Source organism: Devosia sp. FKR38 (assembly GCF_005222805.1).
In the GTDB taxonomy this organism is placed as follows: Bacteria; Pseudomonadota; Alphaproteobacteria; order Rhizobiales; family Devosiaceae; genus Devosia.
This window is the reverse complement of record NZ_STGC01000005.1, coordinates 1,313,184-1,334,807: the sequence shown is the minus strand read 5'-3', so window position 1 is coordinate 1,334,807 and position 21,624 is coordinate 1,313,184. Positions and strand designations below refer to the sequence as shown.

Genomic DNA, 21,624 nt, shown 5'->3' with positions numbered 1-21,624 from the left:
CGTTACCCGTCCTCGCGCAGGCGGTCGGCTGGCCGGGTGGACATGGCCGACCAAGTGGTGGCGGCGCCGGTGAGCGTGGTGACGGCGATGACCATGATGGTCAGCAGCGCCAATTGCCCGGGCTGCACGGCAAAATCGATGTCGAGCAGGAAATTGGCCGCCGCCCAGGCGCCGCTGAGCGCAATGGCGCCGGCGATCAGCGCGGCGATGGCGCCGAGCAGGGCATATTCGAGCATGAAGGCGGCAATGACATGGGCGCGCCGGGCCCCCAGCACCTTCATCACCACAGCATCGGCTTCGCGCTGATGCCGACCGACGCTGAGCGCGCCGGCCAGCACCAGAATGCCGGAGATCACCGCCGTGCCGCTAACCAGGGCGATGGCATTGACCAGGCCATCAAAGATCGACTGCACCCGGGCCAGCGCATCGCCGACGGGCACGAATCGCACCTGCGGGAACTGGGCGATCAGCGCTGCTTCCAGCGCCGGGGCATCGGTGGGCTTGGCCATGACCGTGGCGAAGAACGACTGTGGCGCCTTTTCGATCAGCCCGGGCGAAGCGACGATATTGAAGCTGAAGTCGGCGCTGCGGCGATCCAGGGCGCGGAAACTGGCGATGGTAAAACTCATCGGCCGCCCGGCGATGGAGAGGGTAATGGTGTCGCCCAGTGCCAGCTTGAGCCCATCCCGCAGTTCGGTGGTGAGCGAGACCAGCGGCGGGCCGTCATAATTGTCGGGCCACCAGGCGCCCTCGGCTAGCGTGGTGTTCTCGGGGAGGGCCGCCGACCAGGTGAGCGACGTATCGCCCCGGAAGATCTCGGCCAGGTCAGCGGGGACGTCGTCGGCATTGGGCGCCGGGGCGTCCTTGAGCTGGGTGACGGTGCCGCGCAGCATGGGGAAGGCCTTGTGCGCATCGATGGCCGGCGTGGTGGCCGCAAATTGTGTCAGGGCGTCCGTGGTGGCGCGGTCCATGTCGAACAGCACAAAGGCCGGGGCCTCGGCGGTAACTTCGCCTGATATCTGGCTGTTGATATTGGCCTGGGTGGTGACGATTAGCAGCAGCAATGAGAGACCCATACCCATCGAGACCAGCACCGTGGTGGTGGGCGCGCCGGGCCGGAGGATCGCAGCCATGGCTTGGCGCAGCAGGCGATTGCGCGGCGCGGGCAGGCGACGCAGCAGCAGCTTGAGCGCCGCGGCGGCAAGGCGCAGCAGGCCGAAGGCGATGAGCGTGGCGGCGAAATAGACGCCAACCAGCCTCCAGTCATTGGCAATCTGGAGTGTCAGCGCCAGCACCAGGGCAAAGCCGGCGAGGAGCGGTGCGAAAAGGGCCGGGGCCAGCAGGGCGCGCCAGGGCAGGGCCAGTGGCGCACCCGAGGCGCCGGCGCGGAACAGCAATGCCGGGCGCACGGCCCGGGCCTGGATGAGCGGCACCCAGGAGAAGAGCAGAGCGGTCACCAGACCAATGGCGCCGGCTACCAGCATGGCCCGCAGATCAAGCACGGCCGGCAACTCCAGACCGATGAGATCGGACAGCAGCGGCAATAGGGCGAGCGTCGCGACAACCACAATGGCCATGCCGATGGCAATGGCGAGTAGAGAGAGAAGCGTGATCTGGGCAAGGAAGTGCACCAGGATGCGCGGGCCTTTGGCGCCCAGGGCGCGCAGCGTGGCAATAGCGCCCTGGCGCTCGCCGACATAGGCGGTGACGGCATTGGCGGCGCCCAGCCCGCCCACGATCATTGAGGAGAGGGCGACCAGCAGCATGAAATTGCCGAAGATGGCGATGAAGCGGGCAATGGTGGCGGTGGCCTGGCTGGGTGAGCGAATCTGCCAGTCATGATCGGGGAACTGCTTGTCCAGCTGGCTTCGCGCCGCTTCGACATCGCCGTTCTTGAGCAGCAGCTTGTAGCGGAACTGGCTGAGTACGCCCTCTTCGCGGAGCCCTGCAGGTGCCAGCGCCTGGCTTGAGATCAGTGCGGGCGCCCCGATCTGGAAGCCGGCTGTGGCCTGGTCGGGCAGCTCGGTGATGATGCCACGCAGGGTGAGGTCGAGCGTGCCGATGCGCACGGTATCGCCGACACTGACGCCCAGGCGCAGTGCCGCCTGTTGCGCCAGCAGCAGGCCAAAGGCGCCGCCGCGCTGGGCCAGCAGATCGCCCGGCGTGCCAGCTTCGGCGCCCGGCGCAAGGCTCACGCTGCCGACCAAGGGATAGGCGTCGGTCACGGCGCGCAGGGTGAGGAAAGCCGATTGGCCATTGGCGCTGGCCTGGCCGCTGATCTCGACCTCGCGGCTGACCTGGCCGAGGCCGTCGAGGGCCGAGACGACGGCAGGGTCAAGGTCGCTGCGGAAGGCGCGCAGCTCCATGTCGCCGCCCAGGATGACGCGGGAATCGCGGGCAATGGCGGTTTCAACGCTGCTTCGAACGGCGCTCACCGTACCGATAGCGGCCACGCCCAGCGCCAGACAGGCAATGAGAATGCCGAAGCGCCCCGCGCCGCCGCGCAGATCGATCAGGGCGACGCGCAGCCAGCTGACGAGCCGGTTCATGCCAGTGCGCCCACAAGCTCGGTCAATTCGCCGTGGTCCATGCGCATCTGTCGGTCGGCGCGCCGCGCCAGGGCCGCATCATGGGTAATCAGCATCACGGCCATGGTGTTGCGCCGGGCCAAGTCAAACAGCAGCTCGATGGCAGACGCCGCTGTCTCCTGGTCGAGATTGCCGGTGGGCTCATCGGCCAGCAGCAGGCGAGGGCGGGTGACGATGGCGCGGGCAAGGCCGACGCGCTGCTGCTCGCCGCCGGAGAGGGCGCTGGGCAGATGGCTCTCGCGGGCGGCCAGGCCCACTTCGGCCAGGGCGGCACGAGCACGGGCGCGGATTTCGGTCAGCGGCAGGTCGTCGAAGGCAATCTCCAGCGCCAAAGCGACATTTTCCAGCGCGGTCATGGAGGGAATGAGGTGAAAGTTCTGGAACAGAATGCCGATATTGCTGCGGCGCATATCGGCGAGCTGGTCCTCGTTGAGGCCGGCGAGCCTGGTGCCGCCGACTGAGACGTCGCCGGCGCTGGCCTGTTCGAGCCCGCCCATGACCATCAGCAGGCTGGTCTTGCCGCTGCCCGAAGGACCAACGATGGAGACCACCTCGCCCGGGTTTATCGCAAACGTGATGGATTTGAGGATATGAAGGCTGCTGCCCCCGGCCTTAAGGTGCAGGTTCATGTCCCTGGTGTGGGCGATGGCATTGGTCATGGATGGGGCCGGGGTCTGGACGGGAAACAGCAATGGGCAGCAGGGCAGGCATGATGACAAGATGGGGCCGGGCGCTGCGCGCTGCAATGGCGGTGCTGACCACAATTCTGGCATTGGCTACGCCAGCCAGTGCCGCGCCGCGGACCGTGCTGCTCTATGGCGATTCCCTGCTCGCTGGCCTCGGGCTGAGCGAGCAGGACGCCTTCATGGGCCAGATGCAGGCGGCCATGGACAAAGCGGGGTTGGATGCGGTGCTGGTCAATGCAAGCGTCTCGGGCGACACCACGGCCGACGGGCTGGCGCGGCTAGACTGGACGCTGGGCACGCCGGCGGACGCAGTGATCCTGGGGCTGGGCGCCAATGACATGCTGCAGGGCCTGCCGCCGGAGGAGACGCGGCGCAATCTCGATGCCATGCTGAACGGCATAGCGGCGCTCAAATTGCCGGTGCTGCTGCTGGGTATGAAGGCCAATCGCGGGCTGGGTGACGACTATGTTGCGGCGTTTGACTCCATATATCCCGATCTGGCCGCAGCGCATGGGGCTGTGCTCGATCCCTTTTTCCTCGACGGCGTGGCGCTTGACCCGGCGCTCAACCAAGCCGACGGGCTGCATCCCAATGGACAGGGCGTGGCGGTGATCGTGGCCCGGTTGCTGCCGCTGGTCGAGACACTGCTGCGGCCGCGGGGATGAGGCCGCCGTTCATATCGGCGTGATGGTGCTGATCTGAGGTAACCAAAGGCGCGTATAAGACGAAATGACCGGCACAGCTCTTCAAACGAGGTTTGCAATGATCACTCTGGATAGACCATCAACTGTCGGCCGCCGCGGCTGGCGCCGGACCCTGGCGTCTCTTCTTGTCCTGCCGGCCCTGGCGGTCGGGCTGATGCAGGTCGGGGCAACGGCGCAGGAAGCGCCTGTCGTCATTCCGGCGCCCAGCCAAGACCTTGCCGAAACCGGCAGCAGTGCCACGGCGGTGTTTGCCGGCGGCTGCTTCTGGGGCGTGCAGGGCGTCTTCCAGCACGTCAAGGGCGTCACCCGCGCCGTGTCCGGCTATTCGGGCGGCAGCGCCGAGACGGCGCAGTATGAGACCACCGGCAGCGGCACCACCGGCCATGCCGAAAGCGTCGAGGTCACGTATGATCCCAGCGTGGTGAGCTATGGTGAACTGCTGCACATCTATTTCTCTGTGGCGCATAACCCGACCCAGCTCAACTATCAGGGCCCCGACCACGGAACGCAGTATCGCTCGACGATCTTCCCGCAGTCCGAAGCCCAGGCTGCGACGGCCAAGGCCTACATCGACGAGCTCAATGCGACGGGCCTGTTTGAAGGACCGATCGTCACCACCATCGAGGAGTTCAAGGGCTTCTATCCGGCCGAGCAATATCATCAGGACTTCCTGACCCTGAATCCGACTTGGCCCTATATCGTTGTCCATGACTTGCCCAAGATCGCCGCGCTCAAGCAGATATTCCCCGATGTCTATCGGGATGAGCCGGTGCTGGTAGGCACGCTCTAGACCGAACGCTGACAAGATGACGACGGGCCCTGCGGGGCCCGTTTGCATTGGTCGAGTCGCAATTGCCGCAAAATAGCCCAGTGTCCGGCAGGTTTTCGCCAGCAGTCTGGGGCAGGATGATCATAACGCCCGAACGGCGTTTGCGGACCGGCGATGGCCGGAAGAAATCAGACAAGGAGGCCCGGATGCGTCAATGCCAGCAATTTGCCGCCACCCTGGGCCTAGTTTGTCTGGCCACACCACCCCTGATGGCGGCCGAGACCATTGGCCTGTCCAGCGATGCCCAAGCCAAAGTCCCCGTCGCCGCGCCGTCGCGCTTTGACTGGAGCGGCTTTTATGCCGGTATCTACGGCACGGGCGCGAGCGAGCCGGTCAACGGCACTGTCGGCGCGGGCCTGGGTGTGCAGGCTGGCGTCAATGCGCAGTTCGACTTCTATCTCATGGGCGCCGAGGTGGCGGTGCAGGGGCTGGACGGCGGCATCGGCAGCAGTGTCGATGGCCAGATACTGGGGCGGGCGGGTCTGGTTGTCACCGACAATGTGCTGGTGTTTGCCGCGGGCGGCTATGGGCTAGCGCTGAGCGATCCCAAGGATGGAGCTGGGCTGCTCGGTGGGGGGCTCGAGGTCGGGCTGACTGATGCCGTTTCGCTGGAAGGCCGCTATCTCAGGACCTTCCCGGTGGATGGCACGGCGCCGGCCCAGCAGCTGACCTTGGGCGCGAACTTTCATTTCTAGTTCCGGCTCAGGGGCTTAGCGAGCGGTTGCCACTGCATGGCTTGGACTCGATTCGCAAAAATGAACCCGCAGTTAACTGCCCCCTTGACGATTTGACGCGCCAGTGCCCATATTGTGCCACGATGTCGCCGCATTGTGGCAGGGTTACGCCGCATTTGTATCGAATTGGATCAAATGCGCTGCATTGGGGCAACACTAGCCCTCCAATGGTCATCAAATGTTATCCGCACCCACGAGTTTAGGTCGCCGGGCACTTGTCACGCGCGCCGGGTTGGAGCATGTAGGGCTCGACTACGGTTAACCTATTACGGGAGTGCAAGATGTTTGTACGTTCGCTTTCTCTCGGTGTGGCTGCTGCCGCGCTGCTCGCTGGTGGTGCTCAGGCCGCCGACCTCATCGTTCCCTCGACCCCGGTTCCGATCTATGAAGCTGCTGGCTTCAACTGGGAAGGCCTGTACGCCGGTGTGAACCTCGGCGGCGTCTTCACCAACGCCAATGGCCTGACCAACCTCGACACCAATGTGTCGAAGCTGTCGCTCGGTGCTGCTGCCGGTGTGAACTTCATCGTTGCCGATCCGATCCTGCTGGGTCTGGAAGTCCAGGGTGACTACGTGTTCCAGGCCGGTGACGGCGCTGGCATGTTCCTGGCTCTGGCTCGCGTTGGCGCCGTTGTCACCGACAACGTGCTCGTCTACGCAGCTGGCGGTGTTGGCCTGACCACCAAGTCCGGCACCACCGACAGCATCTACGCCCTGGGCGGCGGTGTTGAAGTTGCTGTGACCGACGCTGTGTCGGTTCGTGGCGAAGTGCTCGGCCTCGGCGATTTCTCGAACGCCGCTGGCGACCAGTTCTTCGACGGTGCCAAGGCAACCGTCGGCGTGTTCTACCACTTCTAAGATTGCTACTCGGACGGGCGGCTCAGCCGCCCGCTCCATCTGAGTCTTGCAAACCCATTGCGACGAACCGCCCCGCGGTTCGTCGTTTTGGTTTTTTGGGCCTGTTGTCTGCTGGTGTGATCCGTCGTCTGCAGTTGAGTCGGTCTCCTGCACGGATGGTGAGCGTCCTCAAATGCTGTCGGCGTCGCTTTCCCATGGGGGGGCGCCGCATTGCCTGACCGGTTCGTTGTGCCAGGCCATGGTGTTGAGCAGTGCGCTCGGCACCTTCAGCAAGGGGCCCCAATGGTGGCTAAGGTCTTGAAACAGAAGCGCAAGCCGCCTCGCGCCAGGTTTTTGTTTGCCGGATGCCGGCGTTGACTGGCAACTGCTGTCGTAGCAACGGCACTTACTGGTGTTGCACAGGAGCCATAGCCAAAAAACAAACAACTTGACCGTGCTGAGGCGATTGCCGCTGCGCTTAATTTGATGCATGCTTTAGCCAACGTATAAATTCCTTGCAGAGGGCTCTGAAGATGTTTGGACGTTCGGTTGCTGCTGTTTTCGCTGTTGTTCTGGTTGGTGGTGCCGCGCAGGCCGCTGATCTCATTATTCCCTCGACCCCGGTTCCGATCTACGAGGCCGGTGGGTTCAGCTGGGAAGGTCTCTATGTCGGTGTGCGTGGCGGCCTGTCGACCTATGGTGACAATGGCGCTGCCCAGGTTGGTTTCGGCCAGGTTGGTGGCGCAGTCGGCGTGAACTTCATTCCGGCCGATCCGCTGCTGCTCGGTCTCGAAGTGACTGGCGACTACTATTGGAACAATGCCACCACTGGCAGCGCCTTCTATGCCAATCTCAAGGCAGGCGTCGTGGTCACCGATCAGGCACTGATCTACGCAATCGGCGGTATCGGTGTTGACACGTCTGCGGGCGTGAGCACGACCATGTATCAGGTTGGTGGCGGTGTGGAATTTGCCGTTACCGACGCTGTCACGATCCGTGGCGAGGCCGTTGCCCAGGGCGATTTCACTGGTGGTGCAGGCGACAATCTGTTCGAGGGCGCGACCGGCACGGTCGGTGTGTTCTATCACTTCTAATATGGTTTGACGGCGTGACGGCTGAGGCCGTCCCGACTGGCAGATCCCAAGCTCTGGCGGCGAACCGTTCTGCGGTTCGCCGCTTTGCTTTTGGGGCTGGCATGCTGGGGGCGGGTTGCCTAGCGGGTGCTTCGGGGCGGCTATGGACAGGGCTTTTGCCGGTTACGCACAAGTTGCGCGATTCTGGGTGTGGTGGTGTGGATGTGATCGCGCACTTGCAGGGTCGAATCAGCCGATCGATGGTCGCGCTGGTGAGGCCCAGATTCCCGTCCGGTGGGAGTCGAATTGGGTTGGCGCGTTCGTGGTCGGCGCGGCTTGGTGACGCGTTTGAGGGGTGATTTCGACGGTTTGCATGTGTGGGGGCGGGGATTGCCCACAGAAGCATATATGATTGTTTTGGTCATATTTTCTTTCCCTTGAAACCGATTGGCCAAAGGTCTAAGCCCAGACACCAACTGTCGCGTCGGTTTGCTCGCCCCAATTGCGAGCAAAACTCGCAAGACGCCGGTCGCCCGACCGGACTAGAAAACAGGCTGCCGCATGACTGATTTGCTCAGCGACTATTTGCCCATCGTGATCTTCCTGGGCCTCGCCGCCGTCATTGGCGCGGCGCTATTGGTGACCCCCTTCATCGTTGCGATCAAGAACCCCGATCCGGAGAAGGTTTCGGCCTTCGAGGCGGGCTTTGATGCCTTCGATGATGCCCGCATGAAGTTCGACGTCCGGTTCTACCTGGTGTCGATCCTGTTCATCATCTTCGACCTTGAAGTGGCGTTCCTGTTCCCCTGGGCCGTGGCGTTCCGGGATGTCGGCTGGTTCGGCTTCTGGGCGATGATGATCTTCCTGGGCGTGTTGACGGTCGGCTTTATCTACGAATGGCGGAAAGGCGCGCTGGAATGGGATTGAACGAGAACAATACCCTGGTTGCGCCCCGCCCGAGCGGGCTGATCGATCCGCGGACCAACAAGCCCGCCGGCGCGACCGATCCCTTCTTCACCGATGTGACCGACGAGCTGGCGGACAAGGGTTTCCTCGTCTCCACCGTCTCGCAGCTGGTGACCTGGGCGCGTACGGGCTCGCTGATGTGGATGCAGACGGGCCTGGCCTGCTGCGCCGTGGAAATGATGCAGATGTCGATGCCGCGGTACGATATCGAACGCTTCGGCACGGCTCCGCGCGCCTCTCCGCGCCAGTCGGACGTGCTGATCGTTGCTGGTACGCTGACCAACAAGATGGCTCCGGCGCTGCGCAAGGTCTACGACCAGATGCCAGAGCCGCGCTATGTGATTTCGATGGGCAGCTGTGCCAATGGCGGCGGCTACTATCACTATTCCTACTCGGTGGTGCGGGGTTGCGACCGCGTGCTGCCGGTGGACGTCTATGTCCCTGGCTGCCCTCCGACGGCTGAAGCGCTTCTGTACGGCATTCTGCTGCTGCAGAAGAAGATTCGCCGCACCGGCACCATCGAACGATAGGACCGCTGAAAATGGATGACGCCGTCCAGATTGATCCGCTCGAGGCCCTGGGCCAGCACATCGCTAACGCGCTGGGCGACGCTGTCGTCCTGCGTGAAGTGCTGTTCGGCGAACTGACGCTGACCGTGGCGCGCGATTCGATCGTTTCTGTGGCGCAGTTCCTGCGCGACGATCCGAAGTGCCGCTTCATCAGCTTTGTGGACGTCTGCGGTGCAGACTATCCCGAGCGCGAAGAGCGCTTTGACGTGATCTATCACTTCATGAGCCCGCATCTGAACCAGCGCGTGCGCGTCAAGGTGACGACCGACGATGTCAGCCCTGTGCCGAGCATCACCGGCGTCTATCGCGGCGCGGACTGGTTCGAGCGCGAGACCTATGACCTGTTCGGCGTGCTGTTTTCTGGTCACCAGGACCTGCGCCGCATCCTGACCGACTATGGTTTTGACGGCCATCCGCTGCGCAAGGACTTCCCGGTGACCGGCTTTGTGCAGGTTCGCTACGACGAAGAGCGCAAGCGCGTGGTCTATGAGCCCGTGCAGCTGATGCAGGAATTCCGCACCTTTGACTATTTGTCGCCTTGGGAGGGTACTGACTATGTGCTGCCCGGTGACGAGAAGGCCAAGCAATGACCGTTGAAGCGAACGTCCGCAACTTCACCATCAATTTCGGCCCGGTTCACCCCTCGGCCCATGGCGTGCTGCGCCTGATCCTGGAGCTGGACGGCGAAGTCGTCGAGCGCGTCGATCCGCATATCGGGCTGCTGCACCGCGGCACCGAAAAACTGATCGAATCCAAGACCTATCTGCAGGCCGTGCCCTATTTCGATCGCCTCGACTATGTGGCGCCGATGAACCAGGAGCATGCCTTCGCTCTGGCCGTCGAAAAGCTGCTGGGACTGGAAGTTCCGCGGCGCGGCCAGTTGATCCGCGTGCTCTATTCGGAAATCGGGCGCCTGTTGGCGCACCTGATGAACGTGACGACGCAGGCCATGGACGTTGGCGCGCTGACGCCGCCGCTGTGGGGCTTCGAGCAGCGCGAAAAGCTGATGGTGTTCTATGAGCGCGCTTCGGGCGCGCGCATGCATGCCGCCTATTTCCGTCCCGGTGGCGTGCATCAGGACCTGCCGCAGGCGCTGATCGACGATATCGGCGTGTTCTGCGAGACCTTCCCCAAGGCGCTGGCCGACATCGATGCGCTGCTGACCGAGAACCGCATCTTCAAGCAGCGCAATGTCGACATCGGCGTGGTCAAGCTCGAAGATGCCTGGAACCTGGGCTTCTCGGGCGTGATGGTGCGCGGTTCGGGCGCGGCCTGGGATCTGCGCAAGAGCCAGCCTTATGAATGCTATGCCGAAATGGACTTCGATGTTCCAATCGGCAAGAACGGCGACTGCTTTGACCGTTACCTGATCCGCATGGAAGAGATGCGCCAGTCGACGCGCATCATGAAGCAGTGCGTGGACAAGCTGAATGCTGCCGATGGCAAGGGGCCGGTCTCCTCGCTCGATGGCAAGGTGGTGCCGCCCAAGCGCGGCGAGATGAAGCAGTCGATGGAAGCGCTGATCCATCACTTCAAGCTCTACACCGAAGGCTACAAGGTGCCGGCCGGCGAGGTCTATGCCGCCGTCGAAGCGCCCAAGGGCGAATTCGGCGTCTACCTGGTCAGTGACGGCAGCAACAAGCCGTATCGCTGCAAGATCCGGGCTCCGGGTTTTGCGCATTTGTCGGCCATGGATTTCCTGTGTCGCGGCCACATGCTGGCTGACGTCTCGGCCATCCTTGGCTCGCTTGATATCGTGTTCGGAGAGGTTGATCGCTGATGGTTGCGCGTCGCCTAGCGGACGAGTCGGTTCAGCCGGCCAAGTTCGCCTTTAGTGCTGAGAACGCCAAATGGGCGGAATGGAAGATCGGGCTTTACCCGGCCGGCCGTCAGCAATCTGCTGTTATTCCGCTGCTGATGCGGGCGCAGGACCAGGACGGCTGGGTCAGCCGCGCCACGATCGAGACGGTCGCGGACATGCTCGGCATGGCCTATATCCGCGTGCTGGAAGTGGCGACGTTCTACACCCAGTTCCAGCTGCAGCCGGTTGGCCGCAACGCCCATATCCAGGTGTGCGGCACGACGCCCTGCATGCTGCGCGGGGCGGGCGAACTGATCGAAATCTGCAAGAACAAGATCCATCACGATCCGCATCATCTCAATGCCGATGGCACGATGAGCTGGGAAGAGGTGGAATGCGCCGGGGCCTGCGTGAACGCGCCCATGGTGACGATCTATCACGACACCTATGAAGACCTGACGCCCGCGCGCTTCGAAGAGATCGTGGACGCCTTTGCCGCTGGCAAGGGTGCGACCATCAAGCCGGGTCCGCAGATCGACCGCCTGCATTCGGCGGCTGAAGGCGGCCGCACCACGCTGCTGGAAAAGCCGACCGCCAAGCGCGAGAAGTTCATTCCGCCGGCCCCGCCTGCTGATGCAGCTGCCCCCGCGGCGGCTCCTGCACCGGCTCCCGCCGCTGCACAGGCACCTACGACCGCTGCCAAGCCCAAGGACGTGAGCGAGGAATCCGCGCCGGCCCTCAAGGGGACGCCGGCCGCAGCCAAGGTCTCCGAAGCCAAGGCGGAGGGTGAACGCAAGGCCACCAATGCTTCGGCCAAGGCCAATGGCAAGCCCAACGACGCTATGCGCGAGGGCGCTGTCGGCGCCGAGTCCCCAGCTGTCCAGGACACGGGCAAGGCCAGCGGCGAAAAGAAGAGCCGCACCATCATTGCGTCCAATGCTCCGGCGGCCAAGGCCGAGAGCGCAGCACCTGCGGCGACGCCGCTGTTTGCGGCTCCAGCCGGTGCTGCTGATGATCTGAAGCTGATCTCGGGTGTTGGTCCGGTGCTGGAAGGCAAGCTCAAGGCCCTGGGTGTGACCCAGTGGAGCCAGGTTGCTGCCTTCACAGAGGCCGATATCGCCAAGCTCGATGACGCACTGGGCTTTAAGGGCCGGGTGACGCGCGACGAGTGGGTCAAGCAGGCCGCCGCACTCGCCAAGGGTGGCGAAGCTGAATATGTCCGCGTCTTCGGCAAGAAGCCGCGGTAGGAGTGAACGATGCTCGCTGATAAAGATCGCATTTTCACCAATCTGTATGGCCAGCATGACTGGACCCTGGCCGGGGCGCGCGAACGCGGCGCCTGGGTCGGCACAAAGGAATTTATCGATTCCGGCCGTGACTGGATTACCAATGAGGTCAAGGCCTCGGGCCTGCGCGGCCGTGGCGGCGCCGGTTTCCCGACGGCGCTGAAATGGACCTTCATGCCCAAGGTCAACGATGGCCGTCCGCATTACCTCTTGGTCAATGCCGACGAATCCGAGCCGGGCACCTGCAAGGATCGCGAAATCCTGCGCCATGACCCGCATCACCTGGTGGAAGGGTGCCTGTTGGCCGCGCGCGCCATGGATGCGCATACCGCCTTCATCTATGTGCGCGGCGAGTTCATCCGTGAACGCCAGCACCTGGAACGCGCCGTCGAGGAGGCCTATGAGGCCCGCCTGATCGGCAAGGACAATATCCATGGCTGGGATCTGGACATCATCGTCCACCATGGCGCCGGCGCCTACATCTGCGGTGAAGAAACCGCGCTGATGGAATCGCTGGAAGGCAAGAAGGGCCAGCCGCGCCTGAAGCCGCCGTTCCCGGCGGGCATGGGCGTCTATGGCAATCCCACGACCGTGAACAATGTCGAATCGATCGCCGTTGTCCCCGAGATCCTGCGTCGCTCGGGCGCCTGGTTTGCCTCGATCGGCCGCGCCAATAACACTGGCACGAAGCTCATGTGCGTGTCGGGCCATGTGAACAAGCCGGCCACGTTCGAAGAAGCCATGGGCGAAAGCTTCAAGGACATCATCGAAAAGCACTGCGGCGGCATCCGCGGCGGCTGGGACAATCTGCTGGCCGTGATCCCCGGCGGCGCTTCGGTGCCCTGCGTGCCCGGCGAGAAGATCCAGAACGCCATCGTCGATTTCGACGGTCTGCGCGAAGCGGGCTCTTCGATGGGCACTGCTGCCATCATCGTGATGGACAAGCAGACCGATATCATCAAGGCCATCTGGCGCCTGTCGGCTTTCTACAAGCATGAGAGCTGCGGCCAGTGCACGCCCTGCCGCGAAGGCACGGGCTGGATGATGCGCGTGATGGAACGCATGGTCGAAGGCCGCGCGCAGAAGCGCGAAATCGACATGCTGTTCGAGGTGACCAAGCAGATCGAAGGGCACACCATCTGTGCGCTCGGCGATGCGGCTGCCTGGCCGATCCAGGGTCTGATCCGCAATTTCCGCCACGTGATCGAGGCGCGGATTGACCAGTACACATATTCGTCCACCAGCGATGGCGCCGTGCCGTCGATCGCGGCGGAGTAGGTCTGATGGCAAGTATCAAGGTTGACGGCAAGCTGGTCGAAGTTCCCGACCACTACACGCTGATGCAGGCTGCGGAAGCTGCCGGCGCGGAAATCCCGCGCTTCTGTTACCACGAGCGCCTGTCGGTGGCCGGCAATTGCCGCATGTGCCTGGTTGAGGTCAAGGGCGGTCCGCCCAAGCCCCAGGCCAGCTGTGCCATGGGCGTCAAGGACATGCGTCCGGGCCCGAACGGCGAGCCGCCGGAAATGTTCACCAACACGCCCATGGTCAAGAAGGCCCGCGAAGGCGTGATGGAATTCCTGCTGATCAACCACCCGCTGGATTGCCCGATCTGTGATCAGGGCGGCGAGTGCGACCTGCAGGATCAGGCCATGGCCTATGGCGTGGACAAGAACCGCTTTGCCGAGAACAAGCGCGCCGTCGAAGACAAGTACATTGGCCCGCTGGTCAAGACTTCGATGAACCGTTGCATCCATTGCACGCGTTGCGTCCGCTTCACCACCGAAGTGGCCGGCATTGCCGAGATGGGTCTGCTGGGTCGCGGCGAGGACGCCGAGATCACCACCTATCTCGAAAAGGCGCTGAGCAGCGAGCTGCAGGGCAATGTGATCGATCTGTGCCCGGTGGGCGCGCTGACGTCCAAGCCCTATGCGTTCAATGCCCGCCCGTGGGAACTGACCAAGACCGAGTCGATCGACGTGATGGATGCCGTTGGCTCCAATATCCGCGTCGACAGCCGTGGTCGCGAAGTGATGCGCATCCTGCCGCGCATCAATGAGGCGATCAACGAAGAGTGGATTTCCGACAAGACGCGCTTCATCTGGGATGGCCTGAAGAGCCAGCGGCTCGACCGCCCCTATGTCCGCAAGGGCAAGAAGCTGACGGCCACCACCTGGGACGATGCTTTTGCCACCGTCGCCAAGGCCGTCAAGAAGGCCGGCGCCCGCGTGGGTGCCATTGCTGGCGATCTCGCCGGTGTTGAAGAAATGTATGCGCTCAAGGCGCTGCTGGCCGGTCTCGGTTCGGGCAGTGTCGATGCTCGTCCGGTGGGTTCGGCGCTGTCGCCGGCGGCCGGTCGCGCCAGCTATATCTTCAATCCCACCATCGTGGGGATCGAGAAGGCTGATGCGATCCTGCTGATCGGCACCAATCCGCGCAAGGAAGCGGCTGTGCTGAATGCCCGCATCCGCAAGGCCTGGCGCGCCAAGGGCCTGCCGATCGGGGTGATCGGCGAAGCCGCTGACCTGACCTATCCGACCCAGCATCTGGGCAGTGGCTCCGAGAGCCTGAATGAACTGGCCGAAGGCAAGGGCAGCTTTGCCGAAGCCTGGGCCAAGGCCAAGACACCGCTGGTGATCGTGGGCGAAGGCGCTGCGAGTGCTGACGTGCTGGCTGCGGCTGCCAAGCTGGCGACCGGTAACGCCGAGGTTGCGGAAGGCTGGAATGGCTTTGCCGTGCTGCACAATGCAGCAGCGCGTGTCGGTGCTCTCGATATCGGCTTCGTGCCGGCCAAGGGCGCTGCTGATACTGCCGCCATGCTGGCTGGTGGCGTCGATGTGCTGTTCCTGCTCGGCGCTGACGAATTCGACCTGGCCAATGTCGGCGATACGCTGGTGGTCTATATCGGCACCCATGGTGACAACGCGGCGCATCGCGCCGACGTTATCCTGCCGGCGGCCGCCTATACCGAAAAGAGCGCCACCTATGTCAATACCGAGGGCCGCGTGCAGGTGACCACTCGCGCCGTGTTCCCGCCGGGCGAGGCCAAGGAAGACTGGGCCATCATCCGTGCGCTGTCGGCGCTGGCCGGTTCGGCGCTGCCGTTCAACTCGCTGGCCCAGCTGCGGGCGGCGATCTATGCACAGCATCCGCACCTGGCCCGTATCGACGCCATTGCGGCTGGCACGACCGCCGATATAAGCAAGCTGGCAAAGGGTTCGGCCAAGGGCAAGAAGACGAGCTTCGTCTCGCCCGTCAGCGAATTCTATCTCAGCAATCCGATTGCCCGCGCGTCTGCCGTGATGGGCGAATGCGCAGCGACTGCCGCCGGTCTTCGGCAGGCGGCAGAGTAGGGGAGCATAATGGACTTCATTCTGGCTGCCCTCGACTATCTTCTTGGCATCCCGCCCCTGGGCTGGGGCGTGCAGGTGGGGCTGATCTACAAGGCTCTGCTGCTGCTGGTGTCGCTGCTGGTGTTCACCGCCTTCATTCTGCTGGCCGATCGCAAGATCTGGGCGGCGGTGCAGCTGCGCCGTGGCCCCAACGTGGTGGGTCCGTTCGGCCTGCTGCAGAGCTTTGCCGATCTGATCAAGTTCGCGCTCAAGGAGCCCGTGATCCCCGGCGGCGCCGACAAGATCCTGTTCCTTTTGGCCCCGCTGCTGACGGCCACGCTGGCCCTGACGGGCTGGGTGGTGGTGCCTGTTGGCCCGGGCATGGCGATTGCCGACATCAACCTCGGTATTTTGTACCTCCTCGCGATCTCGTCGCTGGGCGTCTATGGCGTGATCATCGGCGGCTGGGCTTCGAACTCGAAGTATCCGTTCCTCGGCTCGCTGCGCGCTGCCGCACAGATGGTGTCCTATGAGGTGTCGATTGGCCTCGTGATCATCACGGTGCTGCTCTGCGTGGGTTCGCTGAACCTCAGCGACATCATCATGGCCCAGAAGGAAATGGGTCTGGCCAATATGATCGGCCTGCCGCAGCTGACGTTCCTGAACTGGTTCTGGCTGCCGCTGTTCCCGATGTTCGTGATTTTCTACATCTCGGCCCTTGCCGAGACCAACCGCCCGCCCTTCGATCTGGCGGAAGGCGAATCCGAGCTGGTTGCCGGCTTCATGACCGAATATTCGGCCACGCCCTACATGCTGTTCATGCTGGGCGAGTACATCTCGATCCTGTTGATGTGCGCCATGACCACGGTGCTGTTCCTGGGTGGCTGGACGTCGCCGATCGATCTGCCGCCGTTCACCTGGATCCCGGGCGTGGTGTGGTTCTTCATCAAGGTGAGCATGGTGTTCTTCATGTTCGCCATGGCCAAGGCCATCGTGCCGCGCTACCGCTATGACCAGCTGATGCGCATTGGCTGGAAGCTGTTCCTGCCGCTGTCGCTGCTGATGGTCGTCATTGTTGCATTCGTGCTTCAGCTCACCGGCTGGGGCTGGCATGGAGGGATGGCCTGATGCGCGCCGCCCAGTTCGTCAATACGCTGCTGCTCACTGAGCTGGTGAAGGCCTTTGGCCTGACCATGCGATATTTCTTCACGGCCAAGCCGACGATCAACTACCCGTTCGAGAAGGGGCATGTCAGCCCGCGCTTCCGCGGTGAACATGCGCTGCGCCGTTATCCCAATGGGGAAGAGCGCTGCATCGCCTGCAAACTCTGTGAAGCGATCTGCCCGGCGCAGGCCATCACCATCGAGGCTGGTCCGCGCCAGAACGACGGCACCCGCCGCACCGTTCGGTACGACATCGACATGGTCAAGTGCATCTACTGCGGCTTCTGCCAGGAAGCCTGCCCGGTGGACGCGATCGTGGAAGGTCCGAACTTCGAATTCGCCACTGAAACGCGCGAAGAGCTGTATTTCTCCAAGGAGAAGCTGCTCGCCAACGGTGACCGCTGGGAGCGCGAAATCGCTGCCAATCTGTCCGCCGACGCACCGTATCGCTGAGAGGGAAGCGCATGACACTTCCACTGTTCTTCTTCTACGTTTTCTCGGCGATCGCCGTGGCTGCGGCGCTGATGGTGATCTCCGCCAAGAACCCGATTCACGCCGTGCTGTTCCTGATCCTGGTTTTCTTCAACGCCTCGGGTCTGTTCATGCTGGCTGGTGCCGAGTTCCTGGCGCTGATGCTGATCGTGGTCTATGTCGGCGCCGTCATGGTGCTGTTCCTGTTCGTCGTCATGATGCTGGACGTCGACTTCGCCTCGCTGCGGCAGGGCTTCCTGCAATATGCGCCGATTGGCGTGATTGTGGGCGCCGTGCTGCTGCTCGAGCTGCTGATGGTCGCCGGCAGCTTTGTGGTGTCGCCTGAGGTCACGGCTGCAGCGGTACTGCCGCTGGGTGGCGTGGACAATATCCGCGCCATCGGCCAGGTGCTCTATACGCGCTATGTGTTCCTGTTCCTGGGCGCAGCGGCTGTGCTGCTGGTGGCCATGATTGGCGCCATCGTGCTCACGCTGCAGCACAAGAGCAATGTGAAGCGTCAGGATCCGGTCAAGCAGGTTGGCCGTCGGCCATCCGAAACGCTGGAAATCGTCAAAGTCAAAAGCGGTCAAGGGCTGTAGGAGGCATACATGGGCTTGGGTATCGGGCTCGGTCACTACCTGACCGTAGCAGCCATTCTGTTCACGCTGGGCGTGTTCGGGATTTTCATCAACCGCAAGAACATCATCGTCATCCTGATGTCGGTGGAACTCATCCTTCTGGCGGTGAACCTCAATCTGGTGGCCTTCAGCGCGCAGCTCAATGACCTTCAGGGTCAGATCTTTGCGCTGCTGATCCTGACGGTCGCTGCCGCAGAGGCCGCCATCGGCCTGGCCATCCTGGTCATTTTCTATCGCAACCGTGGCTCGATCGCGGTTGAAGACGTCAACACGATGAAGGGCTAAGAACCACCGCTATGATTCAAGCGATTGTTTTCCTGCCCCTTATCGGTGCGCTGATAGCGGGGCTTCTGGGTCGGACCATCGGTCATCGGACCAGCGAATATATCACCACCGGCCTGCTGCTGATTGCAGCGGTGCTGAGCTGGGTGGTGTTCCTGCCGGTCGCCTTTGGCGGCGGCCTCGTTGGCGCCGTGGCTGATGGCCATACGGCCGTGGTCAAGATCGAGATCATGCGCTGGATCCAGGTCGGCGACATGGACCTGCGCTGGGTGCTGCGCGTCGACACGCTGACGGCCATCATGCTGGTGGTGGTCAATACGGTCTCGAGCCTGGTGCATATCTATTCGATCGGCTACATGGCCGACGATCCGCATCGCAGCCGGTTCTTTGCCTATCTGAGCCTCTTCACCTTCGCGATGCTGATGCTGGTGACGGCCGACAACTTCCTGCAGATGTTTTTTGGCTGGGAAGGCGTGGGTCTGGCCTCGTATCTGCTGATCGGCTTCTGGTACACCAAGCCGTCGGCAACGGCGGCCGCCATGAAGGCGTTTATCGTCAACCGCGTGGGTGACTTCGGCTTTGCCCTGGGCATTTTCGGCGCCTTCATGGTGCTGGGCCATATCGACTTCGACGGCGCGTTCCATGCGGTCGGCGAGTTCGGCACCACCGGTCTGCCGGTGATGCAGTTCCTCGGCTGGCAGCTTGATGCGATGACTGTCATCTGCCTGCTGCTGTTCATGGGTGCCATGGGCAAGTCGGCGCAGTTCCTGCTGCACACCTGGCTGCCGGACGCCATGGAAGGCCCGACCCCGGTGTCGGCGCTGATCCATGCGGCCACCATGGTGACCGCCGGTGTGTTCATGGTGGCGCGTCTGTCGCCGCTGTTCGAGACCTCGCCGACGGCGATGACCTTCGTGCTGGTGATCGGCGCCATCACCGCGTTCTTCGCGGCGACGGTGGGCCTCGTGCAGAACGACATCAAGCGCGTGATCGCCTATTCGACCTGTTCGCAGCTCGGCTACATGTTCGTGGCGTTGGGGGCAGGGGCCTATTCGGCCGGCGTGTTCCACCTGTTCACCCATGCCTTCTTCAAGGCGCTGCTGTTCCTGGGCGCTGGCGCGGTGATCCATGCCATGCACCATGAGCAGGACATGGGGAACATGGGCGGCCTGCGCAAGAAGATCCCGATCACCTATGCCATGATGCTGATCGGCACCCTGGCGCTGACCGGTGTGGGCATTCCGGGTACGGAATGGCTTGGCTTTGCCGGCTTCTTCTCCAAGGACTCCATCATCGAGGCGGCCTATGCCGTCGGCGGTAACACGGGCATGTTCGCCTTCTGGCTGCTGGTGATCGCGGCGCTGTTCACGAGCTTCTACTCGTGGCGCCTGATCCACCTGACCTTCCACGGCACGCCGCGCGAGGCAGCGCATGATCACCATGACCATGCCGCCCATGACGACCATGCGCATGATGATCACGCGCATGATGACCATGGTCACCATGGCTCGGCCTATGACAATGCCCATGAGGCGCCCAATGTGATGCTGGTGCCGCTCTATGTGCTCGCCATTGGTGCGGTGCTGGCGGGTGCGGTGTTCTACGGCATGTTCTTCCACGATGTGGAGCATATCGAGCACTTCTTCGCCGGTGCGATCGTGGTCGACCACGAGATCATCGAAGCAGCGCACCATGTGCCGCTTTGGGTGAAGTGGAGCGCCACCTTTGCCATGCTGATCGGCTTCGTGACCGCCTGGTACATGTATATCCGGCGTCCGGAGACCCCGGCCAAGCTGGCGGCGACCAATCCGGGTCTCTACAAGTTCCTGCTCAACAAGTGGTACTTCGACGAGCTGTATGACTTCATTTTCGTGAAGCCTGCGCTTTGGATCGGCCGTGCCTTCTGGAAGGGCTTTGATGACTGGCTGGTGGACGACAAGATCACCGGCGGCATCAGCCGGCGCGTGCTCAACGTGACCAGCTGGGTCACCAAGCTCCAGTCGGGCTATCTCTACCATTATGCCTTCGCCATGCTGATCGGCATTGCGGCTCTGCTGACCTGGGCCATTGCGGCCGGGGGACTGATCTGATGACCTTCGAAAACTCCATTCTCACAGTCCTCACATGGCTGCCCATGCTGGGTGCCATTGCGATCCTGCTGATGCCGCGCACTGCGGAATCGGCCATCCGCTGGACGGCACTGCTCATCACTGGCGTGGTGCTGGTGCTGTCGCTGCTGATGTGGCGGGCGTTTGATGCCAGCGACGCCGGGTTCCAGTTCGTGGTCAACCTGGCTTGGATCGGCGACAGCATTGGCTATCGCGTCGGCGTGGACGGCATCTCGGTGCTGTTCGTGGTGCTGACGGCCCTGCTGATGCCCTTCGCCATCCTGGCGAGCTGGGAGTCGGTGACCGAGCGGGTCAAGGAATACATGATCGTGTTCATGATCCTTGAGACGCTGATGATCGGCGTGTTCACCACGCTCGATCTGGCCATGTTCTATGTGTTCTTCGAAGGCACGCTGCTGCCGATGTTCCTGATCATCGGCATCTGGGGCGGCGCAGCCCGCATCCAGGCCAGCTACAAGTTCTTCTTCTATACCTTCGTCGGCTCGGTGCTGATGCTGCTGGCGATCATGGCCATGTATTGGAATGGCGGCACGACCGACATCACCAAGCTGCTTGCCCATGAATTCCCCAAGTCCTGGCAGCCGTGGCTGTGGTGGGCTTTCTTTGCCTCGCTGGCGGTCAAGATGCCGATGTGGCCTTTCCATCGTTGGTTGCCGGAAGCCCACGTGCAGGCGCCGACCGCTGGCTCGGTGATCCTGGCGGCAATTCTGCTCAAGCTGGGCGGCTATGGTTTCCTGCGCTTCAGCATCTCGATGTTCCCCGATGCCTCGGCCCAGTTCGCCAATATCGTGTTCTTCCTGTCGGTTGCCGCGATCATTGTCACCTCGCTGGTGGCGCTGGTGCAGACCGACATCAAGAAGCTGATCGCCTATTCGTCGGTGGCGCACATGGGCTTTGTGACCATGGGCATCTTTGCCGGCAATGCCCTGGGCATCCAGGGCGCGATGTTCCAGATGATCTCGCACGGCATCGTGTCGGGCGCACTGTTCCTGTGTGTTGGCGTCATCTACGACCGCATGCACACCCGTGACATCGAAGCCTATGGTGGTCTGGTTGAGCGCATGCCGCGCTATGCCTTTGCCTTCATGGTGTTCACCATGGCCAATGTCGGCCTCCCGGGCACCTCGGGCTTTGTCGGTGAATTCCTCACCATGCTCGGCGTGTTCCAGGTCAACACCTGGGTGGCGTTCGGCGCGGCCTTTGGCGTGATCTTCTCTGCGGCCTATGCCCTGTGGCTCTACCGCCGGGTGATCTTCGGCGCGCTGACCAAGGACAGCCTCAAGGCCATTCTCGATCTCAACCTGCGCGAAAAGGTGATGCTCTATCCCCTGATCGTGCTGACCATCGTGTTCGGCTTCTACCCGGCGCCGATCCTCGACACGACGGCGGCGGCTGTGAACCGGCTGGTGACCAATTATGCCACGGCCATTGGCCTTGACCCGGCGGTTTCGCTTGCTGATGCGCAGGCGCCCCTTGCCCATGCTGAACCGGTTGCTGCGGCTGAAGAGCCTGCCGCCGCGCCTGCTGCCCACTAGGAGAG

20 protein-coding genes are annotated in these 21,624 nt (G+C 62.8%); 18 read left to right on the top strand and 2 right to left on the bottom strand.

What is annotated here, in order from left to right; all coding sequences use genetic code 11:
- Window positions 1-2 precede the first annotated feature (2 nt).
- Both E8M79_RS11465 and E8M79_RS11460 read right to left on the bottom strand, forming a co-directional pair.
- Complete coding sequence (locus E8M79_RS11465; RefSeq protein WP_137152027.1) at window positions 3-2,549, bottom strand: FtsX-like permease family protein; 2,547 nt, start codon at window positions 2,547-2,549, stop codon at window positions 3-5.
- Window positions 2,546-3,247 carry an ABC transporter ATP-binding protein gene (locus tag E8M79_RS11460; protein WP_137152026.1) on the bottom strand — a complete coding sequence of 234 codons (702 nt, stop codon included), beginning with the start codon at window positions 3,245-3,247 and terminating at the stop codon, window positions 2,546-2,548. Before E8M79_RS11460 ends, E8M79_RS11465 begins: the two co-directional genes overlap by 4 nt.
- A 50-nt stretch (window positions 3,248-3,297) precedes the next feature.
- Between E8M79_RS11460 and E8M79_RS11455 the strand changes: the two genes are divergently transcribed.
- The 18 genes from E8M79_RS11455 to E8M79_RS11370 all read left to right on the top strand — a co-directional run bounded on the left by E8M79_RS11455 (window position 3,298) and on the right by E8M79_RS11370 (window position 21,619).
- Complete coding sequence (locus E8M79_RS11455; protein WP_205747908.1) at window positions 3,298-3,939, top strand: arylesterase; 642 nt, start codon at window positions 3,298-3,300, stop codon at window positions 3,937-3,939.
- Between the two features lie 97 nt (window positions 3,940-4,036).
- Window positions 4,037-4,768, top strand: coding sequence for a peptide-methionine (S)-S-oxide reductase MsrA (msrA, locus tag E8M79_RS11450; protein ID WP_137152025.1), 732 nt, complete (start codon window positions 4,037-4,039; stop codon window positions 4,766-4,768).
- A gap of 185 nt (window positions 4,769-4,953) precedes the next feature.
- Entirely contained in the window at window positions 4,954-5,502 is a 549-nt protein-coding gene (locus E8M79_RS11445) for a porin family protein (protein ID WP_137152024.1), read from the top strand.
- A 320-nt stretch (window positions 5,503-5,822) separates the two neighbouring features.
- Window positions 5,823-6,398: a porin family protein gene (locus tag E8M79_RS11440; protein ID WP_137152023.1), complete on the top strand. Its 576-nt coding sequence runs from the start codon at window positions 5,823-5,825 to the stop codon at window positions 6,396-6,398.
- A gap of 512 nt (window positions 6,399-6,910) precedes the next feature.
- Window positions 6,911-7,471, top strand: coding sequence for a hypothetical protein (locus E8M79_RS11435; RefSeq protein ID WP_137152022.1), 561 nt, complete (start codon window positions 6,911-6,913; stop codon window positions 7,469-7,471).
- Between the two features lie 540 nt (window positions 7,472-8,011).
- Complete coding sequence (locus tag E8M79_RS11430; RefSeq protein ID WP_137152021.1) at window positions 8,012-8,377, top strand: NADH-quinone oxidoreductase subunit A; 366 nt, start codon at window positions 8,012-8,014, stop codon at window positions 8,375-8,377.
- Window positions 8,368-8,946 (top strand): NADH-quinone oxidoreductase subunit B, encoded by a 579-nt coding sequence (locus E8M79_RS11425; RefSeq protein ID WP_137152020.1) that lies wholly within the window; start codon window positions 8,368-8,370, stop codon window positions 8,944-8,946. Before E8M79_RS11430 ends, E8M79_RS11425 begins: the two co-directional genes overlap by 10 nt.
- Window positions 8,947-8,957: 11 nt before the next feature.
- Entirely contained in the window at window positions 8,958-9,575 is a 618-nt protein-coding gene (locus E8M79_RS11420; RefSeq protein ID WP_137152019.1) for an NADH-quinone oxidoreductase subunit C, read from the top strand.
- Window positions 9,572-10,765 carry an NADH-quinone oxidoreductase subunit D gene (locus E8M79_RS11415; RefSeq protein WP_137152018.1) on the top strand — a complete coding sequence of 398 codons (1,194 nt, stop codon included), beginning with the start codon at window positions 9,572-9,574 and terminating at the stop codon, window positions 10,763-10,765. The genes E8M79_RS11420 and E8M79_RS11415 overlap by 4 nt, the downstream gene beginning before the upstream one ends.
- Complete coding sequence (gene nuoE, locus E8M79_RS11410) at window positions 10,765-12,033, top strand: NADH-quinone oxidoreductase subunit NuoE (RefSeq protein WP_137152017.1); 1,269 nt, start codon at window positions 10,765-10,767, stop codon at window positions 12,031-12,033. The genes E8M79_RS11415 and nuoE overlap by 1 nt, the downstream gene beginning before the upstream one ends.
- 9 nt (window positions 12,034-12,042) lie before the next feature.
- Entirely contained in the window at window positions 12,043-13,350 is a 1,308-nt protein-coding gene (gene nuoF, locus E8M79_RS11405) for an NADH-quinone oxidoreductase subunit NuoF (protein WP_137152016.1), read from the top strand.
- A gap of 5 nt (window positions 13,351-13,355) precedes the next feature.
- Window positions 13,356-15,422: an NADH-quinone oxidoreductase subunit NuoG gene (gene nuoG, locus E8M79_RS11400; protein ID WP_137152015.1), complete on the top strand. Its 2,067-nt coding sequence runs from the start codon at window positions 13,356-13,358 to the stop codon at window positions 15,420-15,422.
- 9 nt (window positions 15,423-15,431) lie between these two features.
- Window positions 15,432-16,529: an NADH-quinone oxidoreductase subunit NuoH gene (nuoH, locus tag E8M79_RS11395; protein ID WP_137152014.1), complete on the top strand. Its 1,098-nt coding sequence runs from the start codon at window positions 15,432-15,434 to the stop codon at window positions 16,527-16,529.
- The gene (gene nuoI, locus E8M79_RS11390) at window positions 16,529-17,017 is read left to right on the top strand and encodes an NADH-quinone oxidoreductase subunit NuoI (RefSeq protein WP_171015828.1); all 489 of its coding nucleotides are present in this window, start codon (window positions 16,529-16,531) and stop codon (window positions 17,015-17,017) included. The genes nuoH and nuoI overlap by 1 nt, the downstream gene beginning before the upstream one ends.
- Before the next feature lie 11 nt (window positions 17,018-17,028).
- On the top strand, window positions 17,029-17,634 hold the full coding sequence (locus E8M79_RS11385) for an NADH-quinone oxidoreductase subunit J (protein WP_137152012.1): 606 nt from the start codon (window positions 17,029-17,031) through the stop codon (window positions 17,632-17,634).
- Between the two features lie 15 nt (window positions 17,635-17,649).
- Window positions 17,650-17,958, top strand: coding sequence for an NADH-quinone oxidoreductase subunit NuoK (nuoK, locus tag E8M79_RS11380; protein ID WP_137153355.1), 309 nt, complete (start codon window positions 17,650-17,652; stop codon window positions 17,956-17,958).
- Window positions 17,959-17,969: 11 nt separating this feature from the next.
- Window positions 17,970-20,045: an NADH-quinone oxidoreductase subunit L gene (gene nuoL, locus E8M79_RS11375; protein ID WP_137152011.1), complete on the top strand. Its 2,076-nt coding sequence runs from the start codon at window positions 17,970-17,972 to the stop codon at window positions 20,043-20,045.
- A complete protein-coding gene (locus tag E8M79_RS11370; RefSeq protein ID WP_137152010.1) occupies window positions 20,045-21,619 on the top strand; it encodes an NADH-quinone oxidoreductase subunit M in 1,575 nt (524 codons plus the stop codon). Before nuoL ends, E8M79_RS11370 begins: the two co-directional genes overlap by 1 nt.
- Window positions 21,620-21,624 lie beyond the last annotated feature (5 nt).

Bases quoted from the DNA above. Each gene is read 5' to 3' on its own strand.
- nuoH (WP_137152014.1), top strand. From the start codon at position 15,432: ATGGACTTCATTCTGGCTGCCCTCGACTATCTTCTTGGCATCCCGCCC.
- E8M79_RS11425 (WP_137152020.1), top strand. From the start codon at position 8,368: ATGGGATTGAACGAGAACAATACCCTGGTTGCGCCCCGCCCGAGCGGG.
- E8M79_RS11445 (WP_137152024.1), top strand. From the start codon at position 4,954: ATGCGTCAATGCCAGCAATTTGCCGCCACCCTGGGCCTAGTTTGTCTG.
- E8M79_RS11370 (WP_137152010.1), top strand. From the start codon at position 20,045: ATGACCTTCGAAAACTCCATTCTCACAGTCCTCACATGGCTGCCCATG.
- E8M79_RS11415 (WP_137152018.1), top strand. From the start codon at position 9,572: ATGACCGTTGAAGCGAACGTCCGCAACTTCACCATCAATTTCGGCCCG.
- E8M79_RS11440 (WP_137152023.1), top strand. From the start codon at position 5,823: ATGTTTGTACGTTCGCTTTCTCTCGGTGTGGCTGCTGCCGCGCTGCTC.
- E8M79_RS11430 (WP_137152021.1), top strand. From the start codon at position 8,012: ATGACTGATTTGCTCAGCGACTATTTGCCCATCGTGATCTTCCTGGGC.
- E8M79_RS11435 (WP_137152022.1), top strand. From the start codon at position 6,911: ATGTTTGGACGTTCGGTTGCTGCTGTTTTCGCTGTTGTTCTGGTTGGT.
- E8M79_RS11455 (WP_205747908.1), top strand. From the start codon at position 3,298: ATGATGACAAGATGGGGCCGGGCGCTGCGCGCTGCAATGGCGGTGCTG.
- nuoI (WP_171015828.1), top strand. From the start codon at position 16,529: ATGCGCGCCGCCCAGTTCGTCAATACGCTGCTGCTCACTGAGCTGGTG.
- nuoG (WP_137152015.1), top strand. From the start codon at position 13,356: ATGGCAAGTATCAAGGTTGACGGCAAGCTGGTCGAAGTTCCCGACCAC.
- nuoL (WP_137152011.1), top strand. From the start codon at position 17,970: ATGATTCAAGCGATTGTTTTCCTGCCCCTTATCGGTGCGCTGATAGCG.
- nuoF (WP_137152016.1), top strand. From the start codon at position 12,043: ATGCTCGCTGATAAAGATCGCATTTTCACCAATCTGTATGGCCAGCAT.
- msrA (WP_137152025.1), top strand. From the start codon at position 4,037: ATGATCACTCTGGATAGACCATCAACTGTCGGCCGCCGCGGCTGGCGC.
- E8M79_RS11460 (WP_137152026.1), bottom strand. From the start codon at position 3,247: ATGACCAATGCCATCGCCCACACCAGGGACATGAACCTGCACCTTAAG.
- E8M79_RS11465 (WP_137152027.1), bottom strand. From the start codon at position 2,549: ATGAACCGGCTCGTCAGCTGGCTGCGCGTCGCCCTGATCGATCTGCGC.
- nuoE (WP_137152017.1), top strand. From the start codon at position 10,765: ATGGTTGCGCGTCGCCTAGCGGACGAGTCGGTTCAGCCGGCCAAGTTC.
- E8M79_RS11420 (WP_137152019.1), top strand. From the start codon at position 8,958: ATGGATGACGCCGTCCAGATTGATCCGCTCGAGGCCCTGGGCCAGCAC.
- E8M79_RS11385 (WP_137152012.1), top strand. From the start codon at position 17,029: ATGACACTTCCACTGTTCTTCTTCTACGTTTTCTCGGCGATCGCCGTG.